At 74.6% G+C, this 16604-nt stretch carries 15 protein-coding genes; 11 read left to right on the top strand and 4 right to left on the bottom strand.

Features of this window, described 5'->3' with window-relative positions:
- The first annotated feature begins 33 nt into the window (after window positions 1–33).
- The 3 genes from GA0074704_RS24185 to GA0074704_RS24175 all read left to right on the top strand — a co-directional run bounded on the left by GA0074704_RS24185 (window position 34) and on the right by GA0074704_RS24175 (window position 2414).
- The gene (locus tag GA0074704_RS24185; RefSeq protein WP_088972610.1) at window positions 34–303 is read left to right on the top strand and encodes a hypothetical protein; all 270 of its coding nucleotides are present in this window, start codon (window positions 34–36) and stop codon (window positions 301–303) included.
- On the top strand, window positions 303–1340 hold the full coding sequence (locus GA0074704_RS24180) for a hypothetical protein (RefSeq protein WP_088972609.1): 1038 nt from the start codon (window positions 303–305) through the stop codon (window positions 1338–1340). The genes GA0074704_RS24185 and GA0074704_RS24180 overlap by 1 nt, the downstream gene beginning before the upstream one ends.
- A gap of 117 nt (window positions 1341–1457) precedes the next feature.
- On the top strand, window positions 1458–2414 hold the full coding sequence (locus tag GA0074704_RS24175; RefSeq protein WP_197697570.1) for a TIGR03560 family F420-dependent LLM class oxidoreductase: 957 nt from the start codon (window positions 1458–1460) through the stop codon (window positions 2412–2414).
- 70 nt (window positions 2415–2484) lie between these two features.
- Here GA0074704_RS24175 and GA0074704_RS24170 read toward each other — a convergent pair whose 3' ends face one another.
- Window positions 2485–3654 (bottom strand): acyl-CoA dehydrogenase family protein, encoded by a 1170-nt coding sequence (locus tag GA0074704_RS24170; protein WP_088972608.1) that lies wholly within the window; start codon window positions 3652–3654, stop codon window positions 2485–2487.
- Window positions 3655–3886: 232 nt separating this feature from the next.
- Here GA0074704_RS24170 and GA0074704_RS24165 point away from each other — a divergent pair, with 232 nt between their 5' ends.
- The 7 genes from GA0074704_RS24165 (at window position 3887) to GA0074704_RS24135 (ending at window position 12213) form a co-directional block, all read left to right on the top strand.
- A complete protein-coding gene (locus GA0074704_RS24165; protein WP_088972607.1) occupies window positions 3887–4582 on the top strand; it encodes a hypothetical protein in 696 nt (231 codons plus the stop codon).
- Between the two features lie 24 nt (window positions 4583–4606).
- Window positions 4607–6772 carry a sensor histidine kinase gene (locus tag GA0074704_RS24160; RefSeq protein WP_088972606.1) on the top strand — a complete coding sequence of 722 codons (2166 nt, stop codon included), beginning with the start codon at window positions 4607–4609 and terminating at the stop codon, window positions 6770–6772.
- Window positions 6762–7415, top strand: a complete 654-nt coding sequence (locus tag GA0074704_RS24155) for a response regulator transcription factor (RefSeq protein WP_231926670.1) — start codon at window positions 6762–6764, stop codon at window positions 7413–7415. Before GA0074704_RS24160 ends, GA0074704_RS24155 begins: the two co-directional genes overlap by 11 nt.
- 404 nt (window positions 7416–7819) lie before the next feature.
- On the top strand, window positions 7820–8440 hold the full coding sequence (locus tag GA0074704_RS24150) for a toll/interleukin-1 receptor domain-containing protein (protein WP_088972605.1): 621 nt from the start codon (window positions 7820–7822) through the stop codon (window positions 8438–8440).
- Window positions 8433–10751 (top strand): hypothetical protein, encoded by a 2319-nt coding sequence (locus GA0074704_RS24145; RefSeq protein ID WP_157743780.1) that lies wholly within the window; start codon window positions 8433–8435, stop codon window positions 10749–10751. Before GA0074704_RS24150 ends, GA0074704_RS24145 begins: the two co-directional genes overlap by 8 nt.
- Complete coding sequence (locus GA0074704_RS24140; RefSeq protein ID WP_157743779.1) at window positions 10748–11725, top strand: hypothetical protein; 978 nt, start codon at window positions 10748–10750, stop codon at window positions 11723–11725. The genes GA0074704_RS24145 and GA0074704_RS24140 overlap by 4 nt, the downstream gene beginning before the upstream one ends.
- On the top strand, window positions 11722–12213 hold the full coding sequence (locus tag GA0074704_RS24135) for a hypothetical protein (RefSeq protein WP_088972602.1): 492 nt from the start codon (window positions 11722–11724) through the stop codon (window positions 12211–12213). Before GA0074704_RS24140 ends, GA0074704_RS24135 begins: the two co-directional genes overlap by 4 nt.
- A 37-nt stretch (window positions 12214–12250) precedes the next feature.
- Here the strand turns inward: GA0074704_RS24135 and GA0074704_RS24130 are convergent, their stop codons facing one another.
- From GA0074704_RS24130 to GA0074704_RS24120, 3 genes are all read right to left on the bottom strand, one after another.
- Window positions 12251–12775, bottom strand: a complete 525-nt coding sequence (locus tag GA0074704_RS24130; protein ID WP_088972601.1) for an SRPBCC family protein — start codon at window positions 12773–12775, stop codon at window positions 12251–12253.
- A 1-nt stretch (window position 12776) separates the two neighbouring features.
- Window positions 12777–13091, bottom strand: a complete 315-nt coding sequence (locus GA0074704_RS24125; RefSeq protein ID WP_088972600.1) for an ArsR/SmtB family transcription factor — start codon at window positions 13089–13091, stop codon at window positions 12777–12779.
- Between the two features lie 95 nt (window positions 13092–13186).
- Window positions 13187–15400: a carbohydrate-binding module family 20 domain-containing protein gene (locus tag GA0074704_RS24120; protein WP_088972599.1), complete on the bottom strand. Its 2214-nt coding sequence runs from the start codon at window positions 15398–15400 to the stop codon at window positions 13187–13189.
- A gap of 257 nt (window positions 15401–15657) precedes the next feature.
- Here GA0074704_RS24120 and GA0074704_RS24115 point away from each other — a divergent pair, with 257 nt between their 5' ends.
- Window positions 15658–16587, top strand: coding sequence for an LLM class F420-dependent oxidoreductase (locus GA0074704_RS24115; protein WP_088972598.1), 930 nt, complete (start codon window positions 15658–15660; stop codon window positions 16585–16587).
- The last annotated feature ends 17 nt before the right edge of the window (window positions 16588–16604 follow it).

Genomic DNA, 16604 nt, shown 5'->3' with positions numbered 1-16604 from the left:
GGCTCGGCACCCGAGCAGGAAAGAAGGCCCGTCATGGCCGCTCCCAGCGCGTCCGCCTCCCTGAACGCGACCACCTTCTCACCGGGGGAGCAGATGCTCCTCACCGTCACCTACAGTGACCCCGACACCCAGCAGGTGACCGTGACGGTCGTGGTCACCGACTCGAAGGGCAACAGCAGCAACCCGGTCAAGGTCAACGCCGTCATCGACCCGCTGACCGTGACCGTCACCGACGACTCCGGCCGCACCTGGACCCGGGTGTCGGACACCGGTTCGGTCGCCGTCTTCCGGGCGGTGGCGTGATGCCCAGGATCACCGTCACTGTGCGTGACCGGAGCGGCAACGCCGCGACCGCGAGCGTCGACTACGCGCTCGCCGCGCCGGTCCTCGGCGGCTACTACCTCTCCGGCGGCGCCGACCCGACGGCCGACATGGCGGGTGGGAACTTCCGCTCGTTGACCCAGTACCGCAGCTTCGCCGACGCGTACATCTTTCCCGGCTACAACCGGCCGTGGCTGATCACGCTCGGCCAGTCCGGTATCAAGATCAATATGGTGCTGGAGCTGAAGCACTACGGCAGCTCCAGCACCGGGGCGCAGACCTTCACCGTCGACGGGGTCACCTACACCGTCCCGGCGCCCGCGATGACCATCCAGCAGCGACCCGGCACGACCTGGCCCAAGGCGTACGGGTACGGCCAGGTGCTCGCCGGCCAGTGCGACGGCCTGTTCGCCCGCGCCCTGTCCCAGTACCGCACGATGGGTTTCGGCGTGAACATCCAACTCGCCTCCGAGCTGGACACCGACCACGAGTTCGGCACCACCGAGGCCGGGGTGGCCTACACCTGGGCCCAGTCCGATGCCCGGGCGGTGCAGGCGGTGACCTACATCGTCAACTGGTTCAAGGCCCGCGGCCTGCCCGCCGGCACCACCTTCTCGGTGGGCGTCGGCGGCTGGGACCGCGCCTCCTACCAGCGCACCCACCCCGAGTCGCTGATGGCCAAGCTGGACTTCCTCCAGTGGAACGTCTACGCCACCGACCCCACCCACACCGCGCTGGCCCGGTTCCGCCGTACCAAGGACTGGGCGGTCGCCGACCTCGGCCCGATCGCGCTGTCCCGGCCGGTGCTCATCGCCGAGTGGGGCGTCCGGGTCGCCGAGATCCCCGACCAGGCCGGCTGGATCGCCACCGTGCCACCGGCCATCGCGGCGCTCAACGCCCAGACCAGGCCGCGGATCGCCCGCACGAACTACTTCAACTCCGGCTGGGGCACCCTCACCCCGAAGGCGACCGGGCTGGCCGCGCTGCGCGCCGCGTACGCGGTCCCGCCGTACGTCTGAGGCCCGCGGATCCCCCGGGCGGGCTGTGCGCGGCACCACCCGCCCGGGGCCGGCCCCCGGGTCGCGGGCCCCGTCCCGGGTACCCTGACCTGCGCTGTCGACGACGAGGGGCGGGCAATGAGCGGGATCCGGTTCGGGGTGGTGCTGCCGCAGGGCTGGCGTTCCGACCTCACCCACCTGGCCGACCCGGTCGCGCAGTTCGAGGCGATGGTCGGGGTGGCCCGGGAGGCCGACGACCTGGGCTACGACTCGGTGTGGCTCTACGACCACGTGCAGGCGGTCAGCGGCGAGCCGGAGACCACCTTCGAGTGCTGGACCAGCCTGTCGGCGATCGCCCGGGAGACCCGCCGGGTGCGGCTCGGCCAGATCGTCACCTGCAACAGCTTCCGCAACCCGGCGCTGCTGGCCAAGATGGCGGCCACCCTCGACGTGGCCAGCGGCGGCCGGGCCTTCCTCGGCCTGGGCGGCGGCTGGGACCAGCGGGAGTACGACGCGTACGGGTTCGACCAGCCGTACCCGTCGACCGGGGAGCGGCTCACCCGGCTGGACGAGGCCGCCCGGGTGATCACCGCGATGCGGGAACCGGTGGCCACCGTCGACGGCCGCTTCCACCGGGTGACCGGGGCGCAGAACGTGCCCCCCGGGGTGCAGCGACCGCACATCCCGCTGATGATCGGTGGCAGTGGCGAGAAGCGCACCCTGCGCACCGTCGCCCGGTACGCCGACGCCTGCAACCTCACCGACCACACCGACCCGGCGTTCCACCGGCACAAGCTGGACGTCCTCGCCGGCCACTGCGCCGAGGTCGGGCGGGACTACGACGCCATCCTGCGTACCGCGGCGCTGTCGGTGTTCACCGGCGCCACCGACGCCGAGGTGACCGCCCGGCTGGGCGGGCGGGACCGGGCGGAGACGGCCACCGGCAGCGCCGTCGGCACCCCCGCCGAGCTGGTCGACATCCTCGGCCGGCTGGTCGACGCCGGCATCGAGTACTTCATGCTCTATTTCCACGAGCCCACCGACCCGGAGCCGATGCGGCTCTTCGCTCGCGAGGTGGTCCCGCAACTGGGCTGATCCGGAGCGCCGGCTGCCCGCACGGGGCCGCCGGCCCGGCCCCCCCCCCCCGGCCGGCCGGCGGCCGGGCTCAGTACGCCAGCTGCACCGGCCGCCCCAGCAGCCGGGCGCCGTTGTTGCCCAGCCAGCCCTCGGCCGCCGCCGCGTGCTGACCGAAGGTGTGGAGGTCGCGGAACCGGCGCTGGATCGGCGACGAGTCCCGGGTCGCCCCGCCGCCCGCCGCCCGGTAACAGGTGTCCACCGCGGCGGTGACCAGCTCGGTCACCCAGGGCAGGCTGGCCGAGATCGTCGGGTGCAGCTCGGCGACCGCCGACGGCTTCTCGACGCACACCGTCCAGAGCTCGTCGGCGAGGCTGTGCAACAGTGCCCGCGCCGCCCGTACCTGCAGCTCGGCCCGGCCGAGCTGGATCCGGAAGGCGGGCGAGTCGGCCAGCGGCTGCCGGGCGTAGAGGCGCTGCCGGCCGTCCCCGAGCAGCGCCGTCAGGTCGTCCAGCGCGCCCTGCGCGATGCCGACCGCCACCGCACCGAGGTGCAGCACGAAGTGCACCAGCGGCGCGACGAACCCCGGGCCGGGCACGCAGGGCGTCCCGGTGAACAGGTCGAAGGTCTCCTCCGCCGGGCAGAAGACGGGGTCGACCAGTACGTCATGGCTGCCGGTGCCGCGCAGGCCCAGCACGTGCCAGGTGTCGACCACGGTGACCCGGTCGGCCGGGAAGAGCATCGAGCGGGTCTCCGGCGGCTGGCCGGCCGTCCCGGGCAGCGGCTCTCCGTCCCAGGTGAGCACGCAGTTGCCGAAGATCCAGTCGGCGTGCCGGCAGCCGCTGGCGAAGGGCCACCGGCCGGCGACCTGGTAGCCGCCGTCGGCCAGCTCCGCCCGCCCCAAGGGCGCGAAGGCACCCGCCACCACCACGTCCGGGCCGGCCGCGTAGAGCTTGTCGAACCGGTCGCGGGGCAGCATCGCCAGCAGGTGCGGGCTCTCCGCACCGATCATCACCGTCCAACCGGTGGAGCCGTCGGCCCGGGCCAGCGCCTCCAGCACCGCCATCCCGGTGCGCAGGTCCACCTCGTACCCTCCGTGGCTGCGCGGCACGAACATCCGGAAGCAGCCGGCGGTGCGCAACCGGTCGAGCAGGTCGGCCGGGATCTCCCGCTCCCGCTCGATCTCGCCGGCCCGCGCGGTGAGCTCCGGGGCCAGGTCCTGGACGGCGCGGATCAGGTCGTCGGCGTGTTGCTCGGGCATCGAGGGGCCTCCCAGCTCGGTCCTAACGGGCCGCTCCACCGTGACCGGCCCGCCGTCCCGGCCACCAGGGACACCGGCACCGACCGGACGGGACGGTGGACCGCCCGGCGGACACCGGGCGGAACCGCCCGGTCGGGCGGGACGTCGCACCCGTGCGCCCGGGACGGCGGGACGAGCAGGCTGCGCACCACGGCGATCCGCCGGGTCGCCGGTCCGTCCCACAGGAGGAACCATGTCCGTGCCGATGAGCGCCGCCCTCGACGCCGACACCCCGGCAACCCCGACCGCACCGGCCCGACGCGGCTGGGCTGTGGCCGGCGTCCTCGCCGGGGTCACCGGCATCGCCCTGTTCCAGCTCGGCCCGCGGCTGACCGACGTCGACCGGGCGCTGCTCGCCGACAACGGGCGGCTCAGCGCGGCGATGGCCGGCCGGGAGGCGTACGTCTGGATCTTCCAGGTGCTCACCACGCTCGGAGCCGGCTGCCTCGCGGTGTTCGCCGCCGGGCTGCGGCGCCGGCTCGCGGCCCGGGAGCCCGCCGGCGGCCTGCTGCCCGACGTCGCGGCCGGCGGGCTGCTGCTAGTCGCGACGATGCTGCTGGTCGGCGGCGGGGTCGCCACCGAGCTGTACTGGGACCTGGGCCACGTCGACGAGACCGACGCCGACACGGTGGCCGCCCTGGCCGCCGGCTACAACACCTTCCCGTGGGTCTGGGCGGGCGCCGGGCTCAGCGCCGGCGCGGTCGCCGTCGCCGGCCTGCGGCGCCGCTCGGTGAGCCGCTGGCTGGCGGTGTTCAGCCTGCTGATGGCCGCGCTGGTCGCGGTGACCCAGGCGGTGCCGTTGCAGTACCTGGCGCTGGCCCCGGCCGCGCTCTGGGCCACTGTCGCCGGACTGACATTCGCCCTGGAGCGCCGGGGTCTCGGCAACTGAACCGGCGACTGCCAGGATCGGGTCATGCCTGCCGACCTGCTCCCCGTGGCGGACCGACCGCCGGTGGCCGGGGACCACCGCCGGCCGGTCGCCGCCGCGTCGGTGGCCGTCGCCTGCGCCCTGCTCCTCACCGGTACGACCTGCTGTTGGCTGCTCGCCCACCGGCCGTGGGGCCTGTCCGAGCTCTACTTCATGGTCGACTTCACCGACTGCGCCGTCTACGGGACGGTGGCCGCGCTGGTCCTGTGGCGCCGCGGCCACCCGGTCGCCTGGCTGCTCGCCGCGACCGGAGCGGGCGGTGGCCTGTCCGCGTTCGGCGCGCAGTGGACCGCCCTGCTCCGGACGCACCCGGAGCTGCCCGATCCGGTCTGGATCACCTCGGCCCGGCACTGGGCCTGGGCGCCCGGCATGCTCTCGCTGATCGTCGTGCTGCCCTGGTTGGTCCGCGAGGGCCGGTTGCCGGCACCGGCCCGGCTGGCGGTGGCCGTCGGCGCTGCGGTGGTCGCCGCGATCGAGGTGTGCCAGCTGACCTGGCCTGGCCGGCCCGGCCAGCCCTCCGGGGCGCCGCTGCCGATCCGCGGCGCAACCTGGGCCGAGCTGATCGAACGGGCCGAGCCGCTGCTCTTCGCCGCGGTGCCGCTGCTCGGGCTGGTGGCCGCGGCCGGGGTGGTCCGCCGGTGGCGTACCGGGACGCCGGGGCAGCGGGTCGGACTGGGCTGGCTGGCGATCGGTGCCGTGCTGCTCGCGTTGAGCTTCGCGCCGGTCGGCTTCGGTCCGGACGCGTCCCGGCGGATCCCGGAGTGGCTGGCGCCGGTCGCGATGCTCGCCTCCCAGGCGTTCTTCCCGGCCGCCGTGCTGGCCGTGGTGCTCCGGCAGCGGCTGTGGGGGATCGAGATGGCGGTCCGCCGCACGCTGGTCTGGTTCCTGTTGACCTTCCTGCTGGTCGCCGCGTACGTCTCCGGGGTGACCGTGCTGGACGCGGCGCTGCCCGCCTCGTCCGCCGTGCCCGGCGTGCTGGTCACCGCGCTGGTCGCGGCGGGCGTGCACCCGGCCCGGTCCCGGGTGCAGCGCGGCGTCGACCGGCTGATCCACGGCGAGGCGGTCGAGCCGCTCGGGGTCGTACGCGGCGTCGGCGACCGGATCAGCGCCTCCGACGACCCGGTGGAGGTGCTCACCGGGGTGGCGCAGAGCCTCACCGACCTGCTCCGCCTCGGCGGGTGCGAGATCGAGGTGGACGGCCCTCAGGCGTGCGCCGGCCGGTGCGACGCGGCCGGCCCGCGCGGGGAGCCGCTGCTGCTGCCGCTGCGCCGGGCGGACACCGAGATCGGCCGGCTGGTGGCCTGGGCCCGGGCGGGGGAGCGGTTGGACGGTCGGACCCGGGCCGCGCTGCTGGATCTCGTGCCGCTGGTCTCCTCCGCGGCCAGCCTCGCCGCCACCAGCCGGGCCCTCGCCGGCTCCCGGTCCCGGCTGGCCGAGGCCCGCGAGGAGGAGCGGCGGGCGTTGCGCCGGGACCTGCACGACGGGCTCGGCCCGGCGTTGGCCGGGGTGGCGCTCGGCCTCCAGGCGGCCCGCAACCTGCTGACCGTCGACCCACCGGCCGCAGGGCGGCTGCTGGACCGGCTACGTGAGGAGGCCGACCAGCGGGTCGAGCAGATCCGCGACATCGCCCGCGCCCTGCTGCCGCCGGTGCTGGGTGAGCGCGGCCTGGTCCCGGCCCTGCACGAGTTGGCCCAGCGGTACGAACCGTCCGGGCTGGCCGTGCGGGTGGAGGCGGTGCCGCTGCCCCTGCCCGAGCCGGTGGCCACCGCCATCTACGGCATCGTCGCCGAGGCCGTCCGTAACGTGCACCGGCACTCGGGCGCGGGGGCCTGCGCGGTGAGCCTCGTGCGCGGCGCGGACGGGCTGACCGTCCGGGTCACCGACGCCGGCCGGGGCGTGTCGCCGGACGCGCCGGCCGGGGTGGGGATGCGGTCGATGCGCGAACGGGCCGAGGGGATCGGCGGGGTGTGCGTGGTCGGCCCCGCTCGGGACGGCGGCACCGCCGTCACGGTACGGCTGCCGGCGGAGCGGCTGCCGCCCTGGGACGACCCACCGGTCGTACCCGGGCCGGCGGCGTCGCCGGCCGGCCCGCCCGCCGCCGACCCGGCCGTTACGGTGGCACAGCCGGTGGTGGTGGGCCGTGACCGGTGAGGTGATCCGCGTGGCGGTGGTGGACGACCACCCGGTGTTCCGGCTCGGCATGACCGCCCTGCTGGCGTCGACCGCCGGGCTGGAGGTGGTCGGTGAGGCCGCCGACGCCGACGGGGCGTCGCGGGTCGCCGACCTGCGCACACCCGACGTGATCATCATGGATCTGCATCTCGGCGGGCGGTCCGGAGTGGAGGCCACCCGGGAGATCGTCGCCCGACACCCGGGCATCGGGGTCCTGGTGGTGACCATGTTGGACGACGACGACTGGGTCTTCGCCGCGCTGCGCGCGGGCGCCCGGGGCTACCTCCTCAAGGGGGCCGCACCGGCCGAGGTGGAACGCGCGGTGCGCGCCGTCGCCAACGGCGAGGTGCTGCTCGGCCCCGTGGTCGCCAGCCGCGCGGTGAGCTTCCTGTCCGGTGCGAGGGCCGGCGGGGCCGCGCCCTTCCCCGAGTTGACCGACCGGGAGCGGGAGGTGCTCGACCTGGTCGCGCAGGGACTGAGCAACCTGGTCATCGCCCGCCGGTTGACGCTGAGCCCGAAGACCGTGCGCAACCACCTGTCCAACGTGTTGACCAAGCTCCAGGTGGCCGACCGGAGCCAGGCCATCCAACGCGCCCGCCAGGCCGGCCTCGGCCAGCTCTGACCCTCGACCCGCACCCGACTCCGGTCGGGTCGCCGGTGACCCCGACCGCCGGACTACGCGGAAAAAGGTAAGCCTTTCCGCGTCGGCGGGTGCACCGGAATACGATGCGGGAATCGCCCGTGTGATTGTCGGGCCACATCATCCGGTGGGCACGTGAGGCGGCCGGTTGCCCCTTTCCTGCCGGCCGTCCGCCGTTGCCCGACCGCAAGGCCGAGGGCAACACGTTGCCTCGTCCCGCACCCGGATGCCAGGCTGGACGTACGCCAGGGCAACCCCTCCGGCGGCTCCGGCCAACCCCGTCCACGGCCGGACCGTCCTGTCCGGACCCTCGCTTCCGTTCCCGGTGCCGCGCCTTTCCCGCGCCGCACCGGCGTCCGTCGCGAGCCTCGGGAAAGGTCCTTTCGATGGCCGGGATATTCATCAACTACCGCACCGACGACGACGCTTCCGCGGCGGCGCTCGTCGATCGGGAACTGTGCCGCGAGTTCGGTTCGGCGAATGTGTTCCGGGACTGCCGGTCCCTGCCGACCGGTCGGGACTTCGCCCCGGGGATCCGGGACGCGCTGGCCCGCAGCAACGTGCTGCTCGCCCTGGTCGGACCCCGCTGGTGGAATTTGCGCGACGAGCGGGGGCGACGCCGGATCGACGACCCGGACGACTACGTACGCACCGAGATCCGGCACGCGCTGGGTCGCCCCGACATGGCGCTGATCCCGCTGCTGCTCAACGGGGCGACGCTGCCGCGCCGGGAGGAGCTGCCGCCCGACATCGCCGGGTTCGCCGACCGGCACTGGGCCGAGTTCCGGGCCCGCCACGACGACGCCGACCTGCGCACCCTGGTGGAGAAGGTCGCGACGTACCTACCCCGGGTGACCGACCGGGCCGACGAGGCCGGCGGGGCGCGGCGCGGCGGACGGGGCGACGGGCGGCACAGCGCGATCAACATCACCGGCGACCGGCACACCTTCAGCGGGCCGTTCGTCGCCGGGGACCTCTATGGCGACGCGGGAGGATCCCGTGGCTGAGGAGGCGAAGCAGGGCGGCGGCGGGTCCGACGCGGCCCCGGCCGGCGCGGGCGGGAGCCGGCCGGAGGGGGGCCCGGCCGGTACCGACCGGCCGGAGAGCGGTCGGGGGGACGGCGGCCGGCCCGAGGGCCGTCGCCCGGGCGACGGGCCGACGCCGGAGAGCCTGGCCGCCAGCCTGGCCGGGGCGCGGGCCGCCGCGGGGGACGGGACCAGGCCGGGTCGGGCGACCGAGGGGGACGCCCGGGCCGGGGACGAGGAACGCGCCCGCGAGCAGGAGGAGTTCCGGGCCACCCGGTCCCGTGGCCTGGGTACGTACGGTATCCGCACCTCGGCCATCGTCATCACCGGTGACGGGCACACCTTCAGCGGTCCGATGGCGGCCGGGGACAGCATCACCGGCGGTGGCGGCCGCGCCGACATGGTGGCCAACATCCTTCCGGCGTGGCTGGTGGCCGAGGTCGCCCAGGTCTACGTACCCCCGGGCGGGTACGACGAGATCCGCCGGGCCGCCGACCGGCAGTCGCTGCTGCTGCTGCGCTCCTGTCGCCGCTGGGGCGCCACCGCCACCGCGATCGAGCTGCTGCGTGACCTGGAGCGGGTGCACGACCTGCTGTTCGCCGGCGACCTGGCCACCCTGCCGGTGGAGTCCCTGCCGGAGGGGTGCGGCTTCATCCTCGACCGGGTCACCGCACGTCAGGTCGCGCTGCGCGCCCAGGACCTGCCGGTGCTCTCCGAGCGGCTGGCCAAGCGCCGCAGCCGGCTGGTGGTCGTGCTGGACGACCAGGCGCGCATCGCCGACCCCGCCGTGGAGCGGGCGACCCGCCGGATCGCCGCCCCGCCGGCGGCGGTGGAGCTGCTGGCCAGCCACCTGACGGTGCTGCTCGGCTCGGCCGCCCGGGCGGAGTCGCTGCTCGCCGACCCCGAGGTCGCCGCGGAGCTGACCGCCGTCGGACCGGACTCGTTCGACGCCGCCCAACTGGTGGAGCTGGCCCGGGACCTGGCCGAGGTGGACCGGCACGAGCTGACCGTGGCCGACGCGCTGACCCGGTTCCGGGACCTCTCCCAGCGGGACGTCGACACCTGGTACGACGGCATCGAGACCCTCGACCAGCGGGCGCTGGTGCTGTCGCTGGCCGCGCTCCCCTCGATGACGTACGACGCGGTGGCCCGGGCGGCGAGCCGACTGGAACAGGCCTGGCGGGCGGAGGACGGGGGCGCCGGCACCCCTCCGCCGCGTGACCGGCGGCCCCGGGCGGTGCGGCTGCGCGGTGCCCGGGCCCGGATCGGCCGGGAGGTCCGCTACACCCGGTACGGCCCGGCCGAGGTGGAGGTTCCCTCCTTCCTCGACGGCAGCTACCCCGAGCACATCCTGCGGTACGCCTGGCAGGAACACGACTACGACCGGGATCTGCTGCTGCGCTGGCTGCGGGCGGTCGCCGACGACGTGGAGGGCAACGTCGGCATCCGCGCGGCGATGTCCATCGGCTACCTGAGCCGCTGGGCCTTCGACCCGATCCGGCGGGACATCGTCACGTCCTGGGCCGGCAGCGGCCACGGCGGCGAGCGGGAGCGGGCGGTGGCGGCGTTGCACGTGGCGGCCCGCTACCCGGAGACGGCGGTCCGGGTGATCCGGATGGTCCTCGACTGGTGCGAGCGGGGACGCGGTGGCCCGCTGCGGCGTACGGCCGCCCGGGCCCTCGGATCCAGCGTCGGTCTGGTCCTGGCCGACGGCCCCGACGAACACCTCGCCGAGCTGGCCCGCGACGACGACCCGACGCTGCACGTCGCGATCGGGGACAGCATCGCCGAGCTGATGCTGGAGGCCGACCCGGAGCGGCAGATCGAGCTGCTGGGCCTCCTCGACGACTGGTCCGGGGAGCGGCAGTCCGGCCGGCAGTCGGCCGGGGTGCTCGGGTTCCTGGAGGTGGCGGCGTCGACCTGGCGGACCGAGACCACCCCGGACGACAAGGTGCGCTGGCCGCTGCTGCTCTGGCTGTCGAGCGTCGGGGCGACCACCGATCCGGCGCTGGCCCCGATCCGGCCGGTGATCGCCCGGTTGTGGGGGCGGGCGCTGGTCGGCCGGGGCACCGACCATGCCGTGCACCGGGTGCTGCGCGGCTGGGCGGGGAGCGCCGAGCGCTGGCCGGAGCTGCGGCCGCACCTGATCCACCTGCTGTTGGAGGCGGCCGTCACCGAGCGGCAGCTGGGGTTGCTGGCCGGGCACGCGCGGCGGTGGCGGCATCCCGAACCGCTGGCGCCGGACGTGGCCGCCAGATTGTTGGACGTCCTGGACAGAAGGGGCCGTGGGTGAGCATGAATCCGGTGCTGGGTCGTGAGGAGCTGAGCAGGCTGCCGTTCCGGCGGCGTCCGGTACCCCGGCAGGGGACCCGGCTGGTGTTCGAGGGGCCGAACGGGGAGCTGACCGTCCCGCCGCATCCGTACACCGCGGGGGAGGGCTGGTGGCGCGGCCCGCGGGCGATGTACGTGGTGGACGTGACCGAGCACGCCGAGCGGTTCGAGTGCACCCTGCCGTGCCGGGGCGGGGCGCTGCACTTCGACTCCGTGGTCGCGTACTCCTGGCAGGTGGCGGCGCCGGAGGTGGTGGTCCGCGAGCAGGAGGCGGACCCGGCGGCGCATTGCGAGCGGTTCCTGCGGGAGCGGCTGCGCGCGGTGACCAAGCGGTTCACCGCGTTGCAGAGCCACGACGCCGAGGAGGCGATCCGCGCCGAGCTGTCCCCGGTGGAGCTGGTGGTCGGGCGTGGGCTGCGGATCTCGGCGTTGCGGGTGGAGCTGATCATCAACGCCGAGCAGAAGGTCCTGGCCAGCGAGAAGGAGATCGAGGCGCTGCGGCACGAGGTGGAGATCCTCAAGACGCGGGGACGGATCGAGCGCGACGGGCTCAACCAGGACGCCGAGCTGGAGCAGCAGGAGAAGCGCGCCCGGCACTACGCCGCGCTGCTGGCCGGTGGCGGGCCGGCGCTCGCCGGGATGATCGCCGCCCAGGATCCGAGCAAGGCCGAGGAGGCGGTGCGGTTCATGGTCGAGCTGCACGAGAAGGACCAGCAGATGGCGATCGAGACGCTGAAGGTCATCATCGAGGGCGACCAGCTGCGGCTGGGGGAGCTGGACGACGCGGTGACCACCGCCGTGCAGCGGTTCAAGGCGATCTTCGGGCCGTCCGGCACCCGGTTCGGCACTTCGGCGGCGATCGACCCGACCGAGGAGCCGGAGGCCATCGCCGATCGACCCGCGCCCGAGCCGGACGAGGGCGGGGGCCGGCCGTGAAGCTGCTCGACCTGCTCGCCGGCTGGATCCAGCGGCTGCCGGTGCTGCCCGCCGAGGCGCGGGGCGTGCTCTGGCTGCCGTTGCTCTTCGTGGTCGTCGCGGTCGGCCTGCGGCTGCTGGTCCGGCACGCGCTGCCGCCGCTCGGGCGGCTGGCCTCCGCCGGGTTCGGCCTGGTCGCCGTCCTGCTCGGGGCGGTGCTGCTGCTGCCGGACCTGTTGGTCGCGACGGCGTTCCGGCAGGGCGGCAACCGGCCGCCCGCGGTGATCTACGGCTACGGCGACGCCGTGGTCTCCCTGGTGCTGAGCCTGCAACGGCTCGGGGCCGGCTGCGCGCCGGTGGCCCGCCGGCTGGCCGCGGTGAATCTCGGGCTGATCCTGCTGGTGGCGGTCGGCTGGCTGTGGTGGTGGAACCAGCGGCACTGTCCGGACGGCTCACCCGGCTCCTGCCTGCGCCCGGTGCAGATGTGGACGGCCGCCTTCGACGAGTGAGGGGCCGGGCCGGCCGCGCGGCCGGCCCGGCCCGCGCTCAGTCCAGCCGTTCGGCGTACGCGTCGCGCAGCTCCGCCCAGCCGAAGTCCTTCGCCTCGGCGCCGCGGATCGGGCCGACCGGGTCGCCGTCGAGCAGGTGTCCGGCCACGTCCAGGCAGAGGTGCCAGCCGGCGGCCACCATGGCCGCCTGCTCGGGCCGGTCGATCCGCTGCCGCAGGGTCAGCCGGGTGCCGGTGCCGGCCGGCGCCAGCTCCCACCGGAGCAGGGCGTCGCCCCAGGTGTACTCCAGCACGCTCGGCCGGTCGGCGTGCCGGACGGTGGCCGGCGCGTCGAAGGTCCGGTCGCCGTCGACGGTGCTCAGGGTGGCCTCGCCGGGGCTGCCCAGGTCGCGGCTGGCCAGGAAGGGCGCCCACTGGGCGAGCCGGCCCGGCTCGGTCAGCGCCGCCCAGACCTTCTCCGGCGGGTGGCGCAGGTCGCGGGCGAGGACGAGGTCCCACCGGTCGCCGACGGGCACCCGGGACACCTCGGCGAGCGGACCGGGGTGGAAGTCGCGTCTGTCCATGTCACTCCTGACGGTCGAGATGGCGCTCCAGCGCGTCCAGGTGGTCCGTCCAGATCCGCCGGTAGGGCGCGAGCCACCCGTCGACGGCCTGGAACGGGCGTACGTCGATGCGGTAGATGCGCTGCTGGGCCGCCGTACGGCAGGTGACGAAGCCGGCCTCGCGGAGCACCCGCAGGTGCTTGGAGACGGTGGGCTGGCTGAGCCCGAGCAGGTCGACGAGCTCACCGACGCTCTGCTCCTCGGCGCCCCGCAGGGTGTCGAGGATGCGGCGCCGGGTCGGCTCGGCGAGTACGGCGAAGGCGTCGACGGACACCATCCGAATATGCTCCACTGGTCATATGCCTGTCAAGGAATGCACGCAGGTCGGGATGTCGGGGAGGGACCCTGGCGAGACGGGCCCCTCCCCGCACGTCAGCGCCAGGTGTCGGTGAGGGTGAGCGGGCCGGTGGCGGTGGCGGTCCGGTTCGCGCCGGACTCCCACACCACCGCGCCGGCGTCGGTGCGCTTGACGTACTTGTAGGCGAACGCCGTGCCGGCCGGCAGGGTCAGCCCGCCGGCCCAGACCGGGTAGCCCGCCGCCGACAGCGGCACGCCCCGGGACGGGTCCCAGCCGCCCAGCGCCGGCAGGTCACCCACGACGTACACGTTCTCCCCGGGCACGGTGGTGGCCGTCGCCCGGAAGGTCACCGCGGCCGAGGCCGGCGGCGGGCTGCTCGGCTGGTTCCAGGTCGCGGTCAGCGCGGTGCCGCCGCTGCCGCTGCGGTTCGGGTCGTTCTCCCACTGGGTGGCGCCGTTGCCGACCTTCACCAGCTTCCACTCGAACGGCGTCCCGGCCGGTACGTCCACCGAGCCGGTCCAGGTGGGATAGCTGCCGGCGGTGGTGGCGAGCCGCACCCCGCCCGCCGGGTTCCAGGCGCCCAGCTGCGGCAGCGAGCCCACCACGTACACGTTCTGGCCGTAGTCCGTGGTGGCGGTGACGGTGAACCGGGTCGTCCCGGCCGGCGCGGTCGGGGTCGGGGTCGGCCCCTCGGGCACCGGCGTGGCGCTGGGCGACGGCGTGGCGCTCGGGGTGGGCGACGGGGTCGACCCGCCCACCCGGGCGTCGACGTGCAGGGCGACCGCGTGGTTGGCCGGAACGGTCGCGGTGAACACGCCACCGGAGACGGTCACCGTCGCGCCGGTGCAGACCCCGCCGAGCCGGTCGTACCGGCCCTGGGCCACGTTGCAGTACCGGCCGTCCGGCAGCGGGGTGGCGAACGTCCGGCTCCAGGCGCTGTCGGTGGCGTTGAAGGCCGCGTACCCCCGGGCGCCCCGGGCGAAGGCCAGCCGGCCGCTGCCGTCGGTGACCACCCCGCCGATCCCGGTGCCGGCCACCGCGTTGCGGAAGCCCGCCATCCCGGCGACCTGCGCGTCGCGGTGCTCGCAGATCCACTGCCCGTCGCCGCAGTCGGTGGCCTTCGTGGTGCCGTCCGGACCGCTCGGCGGCCCCTGCGCGGTGACCGCGCCGAAGGCGTAGCTGGACATCAACTGCGGGCGGCCGTACGGGTGGGCCAGCATGAACGCGTCCGCCAGGTAGTAGCGGTCCCCGTTCCGGTAGGTCAGCGTCGGGGTGGAGCGCTGGGTGTCGTGGTTGTCCACGAAGGTGATCGACTGGTTGCCGGTCAGCCCGCCGTAGTTCGGCATCGAGGCGAGCTGCGCGATGCTGCCGTTGCGGAACGCCGACGAGACCGCCTGCTGGTAGTCGAAGTTGGTCACCGCGCCGAACCCGGCGTACGAGGTGTACGGGGTCACCGCGTCGCCGTAGACCTCCTGGAACACGTCCGGCCGGCCGCCGAAGCCGGGCACGTCGTGCAGCCGGCTGTAGATGTCGGCGAGGTGCGCCTCCTGCACGTGCTTGGCGGCGTCCACCCGGAACCCGGCCACGCCGAGGTCGATCACCGAGTTCATGTACTTGGCGATCTTGCGGCGTACCTCGGGGTCGGCGGTGTTCAGGTCGGCCAGGTCCAGCAGCTCGCAGTCCTGCACCTCGGACTTGCTGCTCCAGTTGGTGATCCGGCGGTAGCAGGGGCCGAAGTCGGCGTACTGGTAGCTGTCGCCGGAGCCGTCGGCGAACAGGTTCGGGTAGCTGTACTTGGTGTACGGGGTGCCGGCGCTGCCCGGCCCGTTGCCGGCCGAACCGGTGCCGCTCATGTGGTTGAGCACCACGTCCACGTAGACCTTCACGCCCTGGTCGCGGCAGCGGCGCACCATGTCGACGAACTCGTCCTTCGTCCCGCGCCGGGTCTTGTCCAGCCGGTACGACACCGGTTGGTAGTCCTGCCACCAGGGGTAGCTGGCCCCCTCGGCGCTGGGCACCACCACGTGCTCCTGCGGCGGGGAGACCTGCACCCCGCCCCAGCCGTCCGGGCCGAGGGTGGTCTCGCACTCCTGGGCCACCGACGACCAGCGCCACTGGAACAGGTGGACGATCGCGTCGCCGTTGGCCCGTACCGGCTCGGCGGCTGCCGCCGGAGCGATGCCGGCCGAGGCGGCCACGGTGGTCAGCCCGGCCGCGGCCAGGGCGCAGGCGAGCAGGGCGGCCGGTATGCCGGCCCTGCCTCTCCGGGAACTCGTCAGGGATCGCATGGGGGTGCTCCTCGGGGGACGGAGGCGACGGGGGTCGCGGTGCGTACGGCAGGACTGGGGATTTCCTGCAAGTTACGCAAGAAGTTGCGGGTTTCCGAGACGGTAACAGTGACGCGGGTGATTGTGAACCGCAGATTTCCCGCTCATCCGCTGGCGAACAGGGCGTTGCGTGTGACTGCAAAGCCTGCAAGACTTTGCGGGCGCGTCCGCCGCGTCGTCCGGGCGCGGCGGACCCGCCCCGTCCCTATGCTCGGAGCATGGAACTGCGGATCTTCACCGAACCCCAGCAGGGGGCCAGCTACGACCAGCTGCTCGCCGTGGCGCGCGCCGCGGAGGACGCCGGCTACGGCGCCTTCTTCCGCTCCGACCACTACCTGAAGATGGGCTCGGTCAGCGGCGACCCCGGACCGACCGACGCCTGGACCACCCTCGCCGGCCTGGCCCGGGACACCTCCCGGATCCGGCTGGGCACGCTGATGACCGCGGCCACCTTCCGGCTGCCCGGCCCGCTGGCGATCACCGTCGCCCAGGTCGACCAGATGAGCGGCGGCCGGGTCGAGCTGGGCATCGGCGCCGGCTGGTACGCCGAGGAGCACACCGCGTACGGCATCCCGTTCCCGGCGCTGGGGGAGCGCTTCGACCGGCTGGAGGAGCAGCTCGCGGTCATCACCGGCCTGTGGGAGACGCCGGTGGGCAAGACGTTCGACTTCGCCGGCAGGTACTACCCGGTCAGCGACTCGCCCGCCCTGCCCAAGCCGGTCCAGCAGCCCCGCCCGCCGGTCCTGCTCGGCGGCACCGGGCCGAAGCGCACGCCCCGGCTGGCCGCCCGGTACGCCGACGAGTTCAACCTGCCGTTCGTCTCGGTGGCGGACTCGCCGGCCATCATCGACCGGGTCCGCGCCGCCTGCACCGCGATCGGCCGGGACCCGTCCACCATGGTCTGGTCGCACGCGCTGGTGCTCTGCTGCGGGCGCGACGAGGCCGAGATCGCCCGCCGGGCCGCAGCGATCGGGCGGGAGCCGGCCGAGCTGCGCGAGAACGGCCTCGCCGGCACGCCCGCCGAGATCGTCGACAAGCTCGGCCGGTACGCCGAGGTCGGCAGCCAGCGGGCCTACCTCCAGCTGCTCGACCTGGCCGACCTCGACCACCTCGAACTGGTCGCCGCCGAGGTGCTGCCGCAGCTCTGAGCGGGCGGCGCCCGGTC

Source organism: Micromonospora siamensis (assembly GCF_900090305.1).
GTDB lineage: Bacteria > Actinomycetota > Actinomycetes > Mycobacteriales > Micromonosporaceae > Micromonospora > Micromonospora siamensis.
This window is presented reverse-complemented; position numbering and strand designations above follow the sequence as displayed.

What these genes read in the sequence shown, in the direction of transcription:
- GA0074704_RS24185 (WP_088972610.1), top strand. Translation starts at nt 34, where the DNA reads ATGGCCGCTCCCAGCGCGTCCGCCTCCCTGAACGCGACCACCTTCTCA.
- GA0074704_RS24180 (WP_088972609.1), top strand. Translation starts at nt 303, where the DNA reads ATGCCCAGGATCACCGTCACTGTGCGTGACCGGAGCGGCAACGCCGCG.
- GA0074704_RS24175 (WP_197697570.1), top strand. Translation starts at nt 1,458, where the DNA reads ATGAGCGGGATCCGGTTCGGGGTGGTGCTGCCGCAGGGCTGGCGTTCC.
- GA0074704_RS24170 (WP_088972608.1), bottom strand. Translation starts at nt 3,654, where the DNA reads ATGCCCGAGCAACACGCCGACGACCTGATCCGCGCCGTCCAGGACCTG.
- GA0074704_RS24165 (WP_088972607.1), top strand. Translation starts at nt 3,887, where the DNA reads ATGTCCGTGCCGATGAGCGCCGCCCTCGACGCCGACACCCCGGCAACC.
- GA0074704_RS24160 (WP_088972606.1), top strand. Translation starts at nt 4,607, where the DNA reads ATGCCTGCCGACCTGCTCCCCGTGGCGGACCGACCGCCGGTGGCCGGG.
- GA0074704_RS24150 (WP_088972605.1), top strand. Translation starts at nt 7,820, where the DNA reads ATGGCCGGGATATTCATCAACTACCGCACCGACGACGACGCTTCCGCG.
- GA0074704_RS24130 (WP_088972601.1), bottom strand. Translation starts at nt 12,775, where the DNA reads ATGGACAGACGCGACTTCCACCCCGGTCCGCTCGCCGAGGTGTCCCGG.
- GA0074704_RS24125 (WP_088972600.1), bottom strand. Translation starts at nt 13,091, where the DNA reads ATGGTGTCCGTCGACGCCTTCGCCGTACTCGCCGAGCCGACCCGGCGC.
- GA0074704_RS24120 (WP_088972599.1), bottom strand. Translation starts at nt 15,400, where the DNA reads ATGCGATCCCTGACGAGTTCCCGGAGAGGCAGGGCCGGCATACCGGCC.
- GA0074704_RS24115 (WP_088972598.1), top strand. Translation starts at nt 15,658, where the DNA reads ATGGAACTGCGGATCTTCACCGAACCCCAGCAGGGGGCCAGCTACGAC.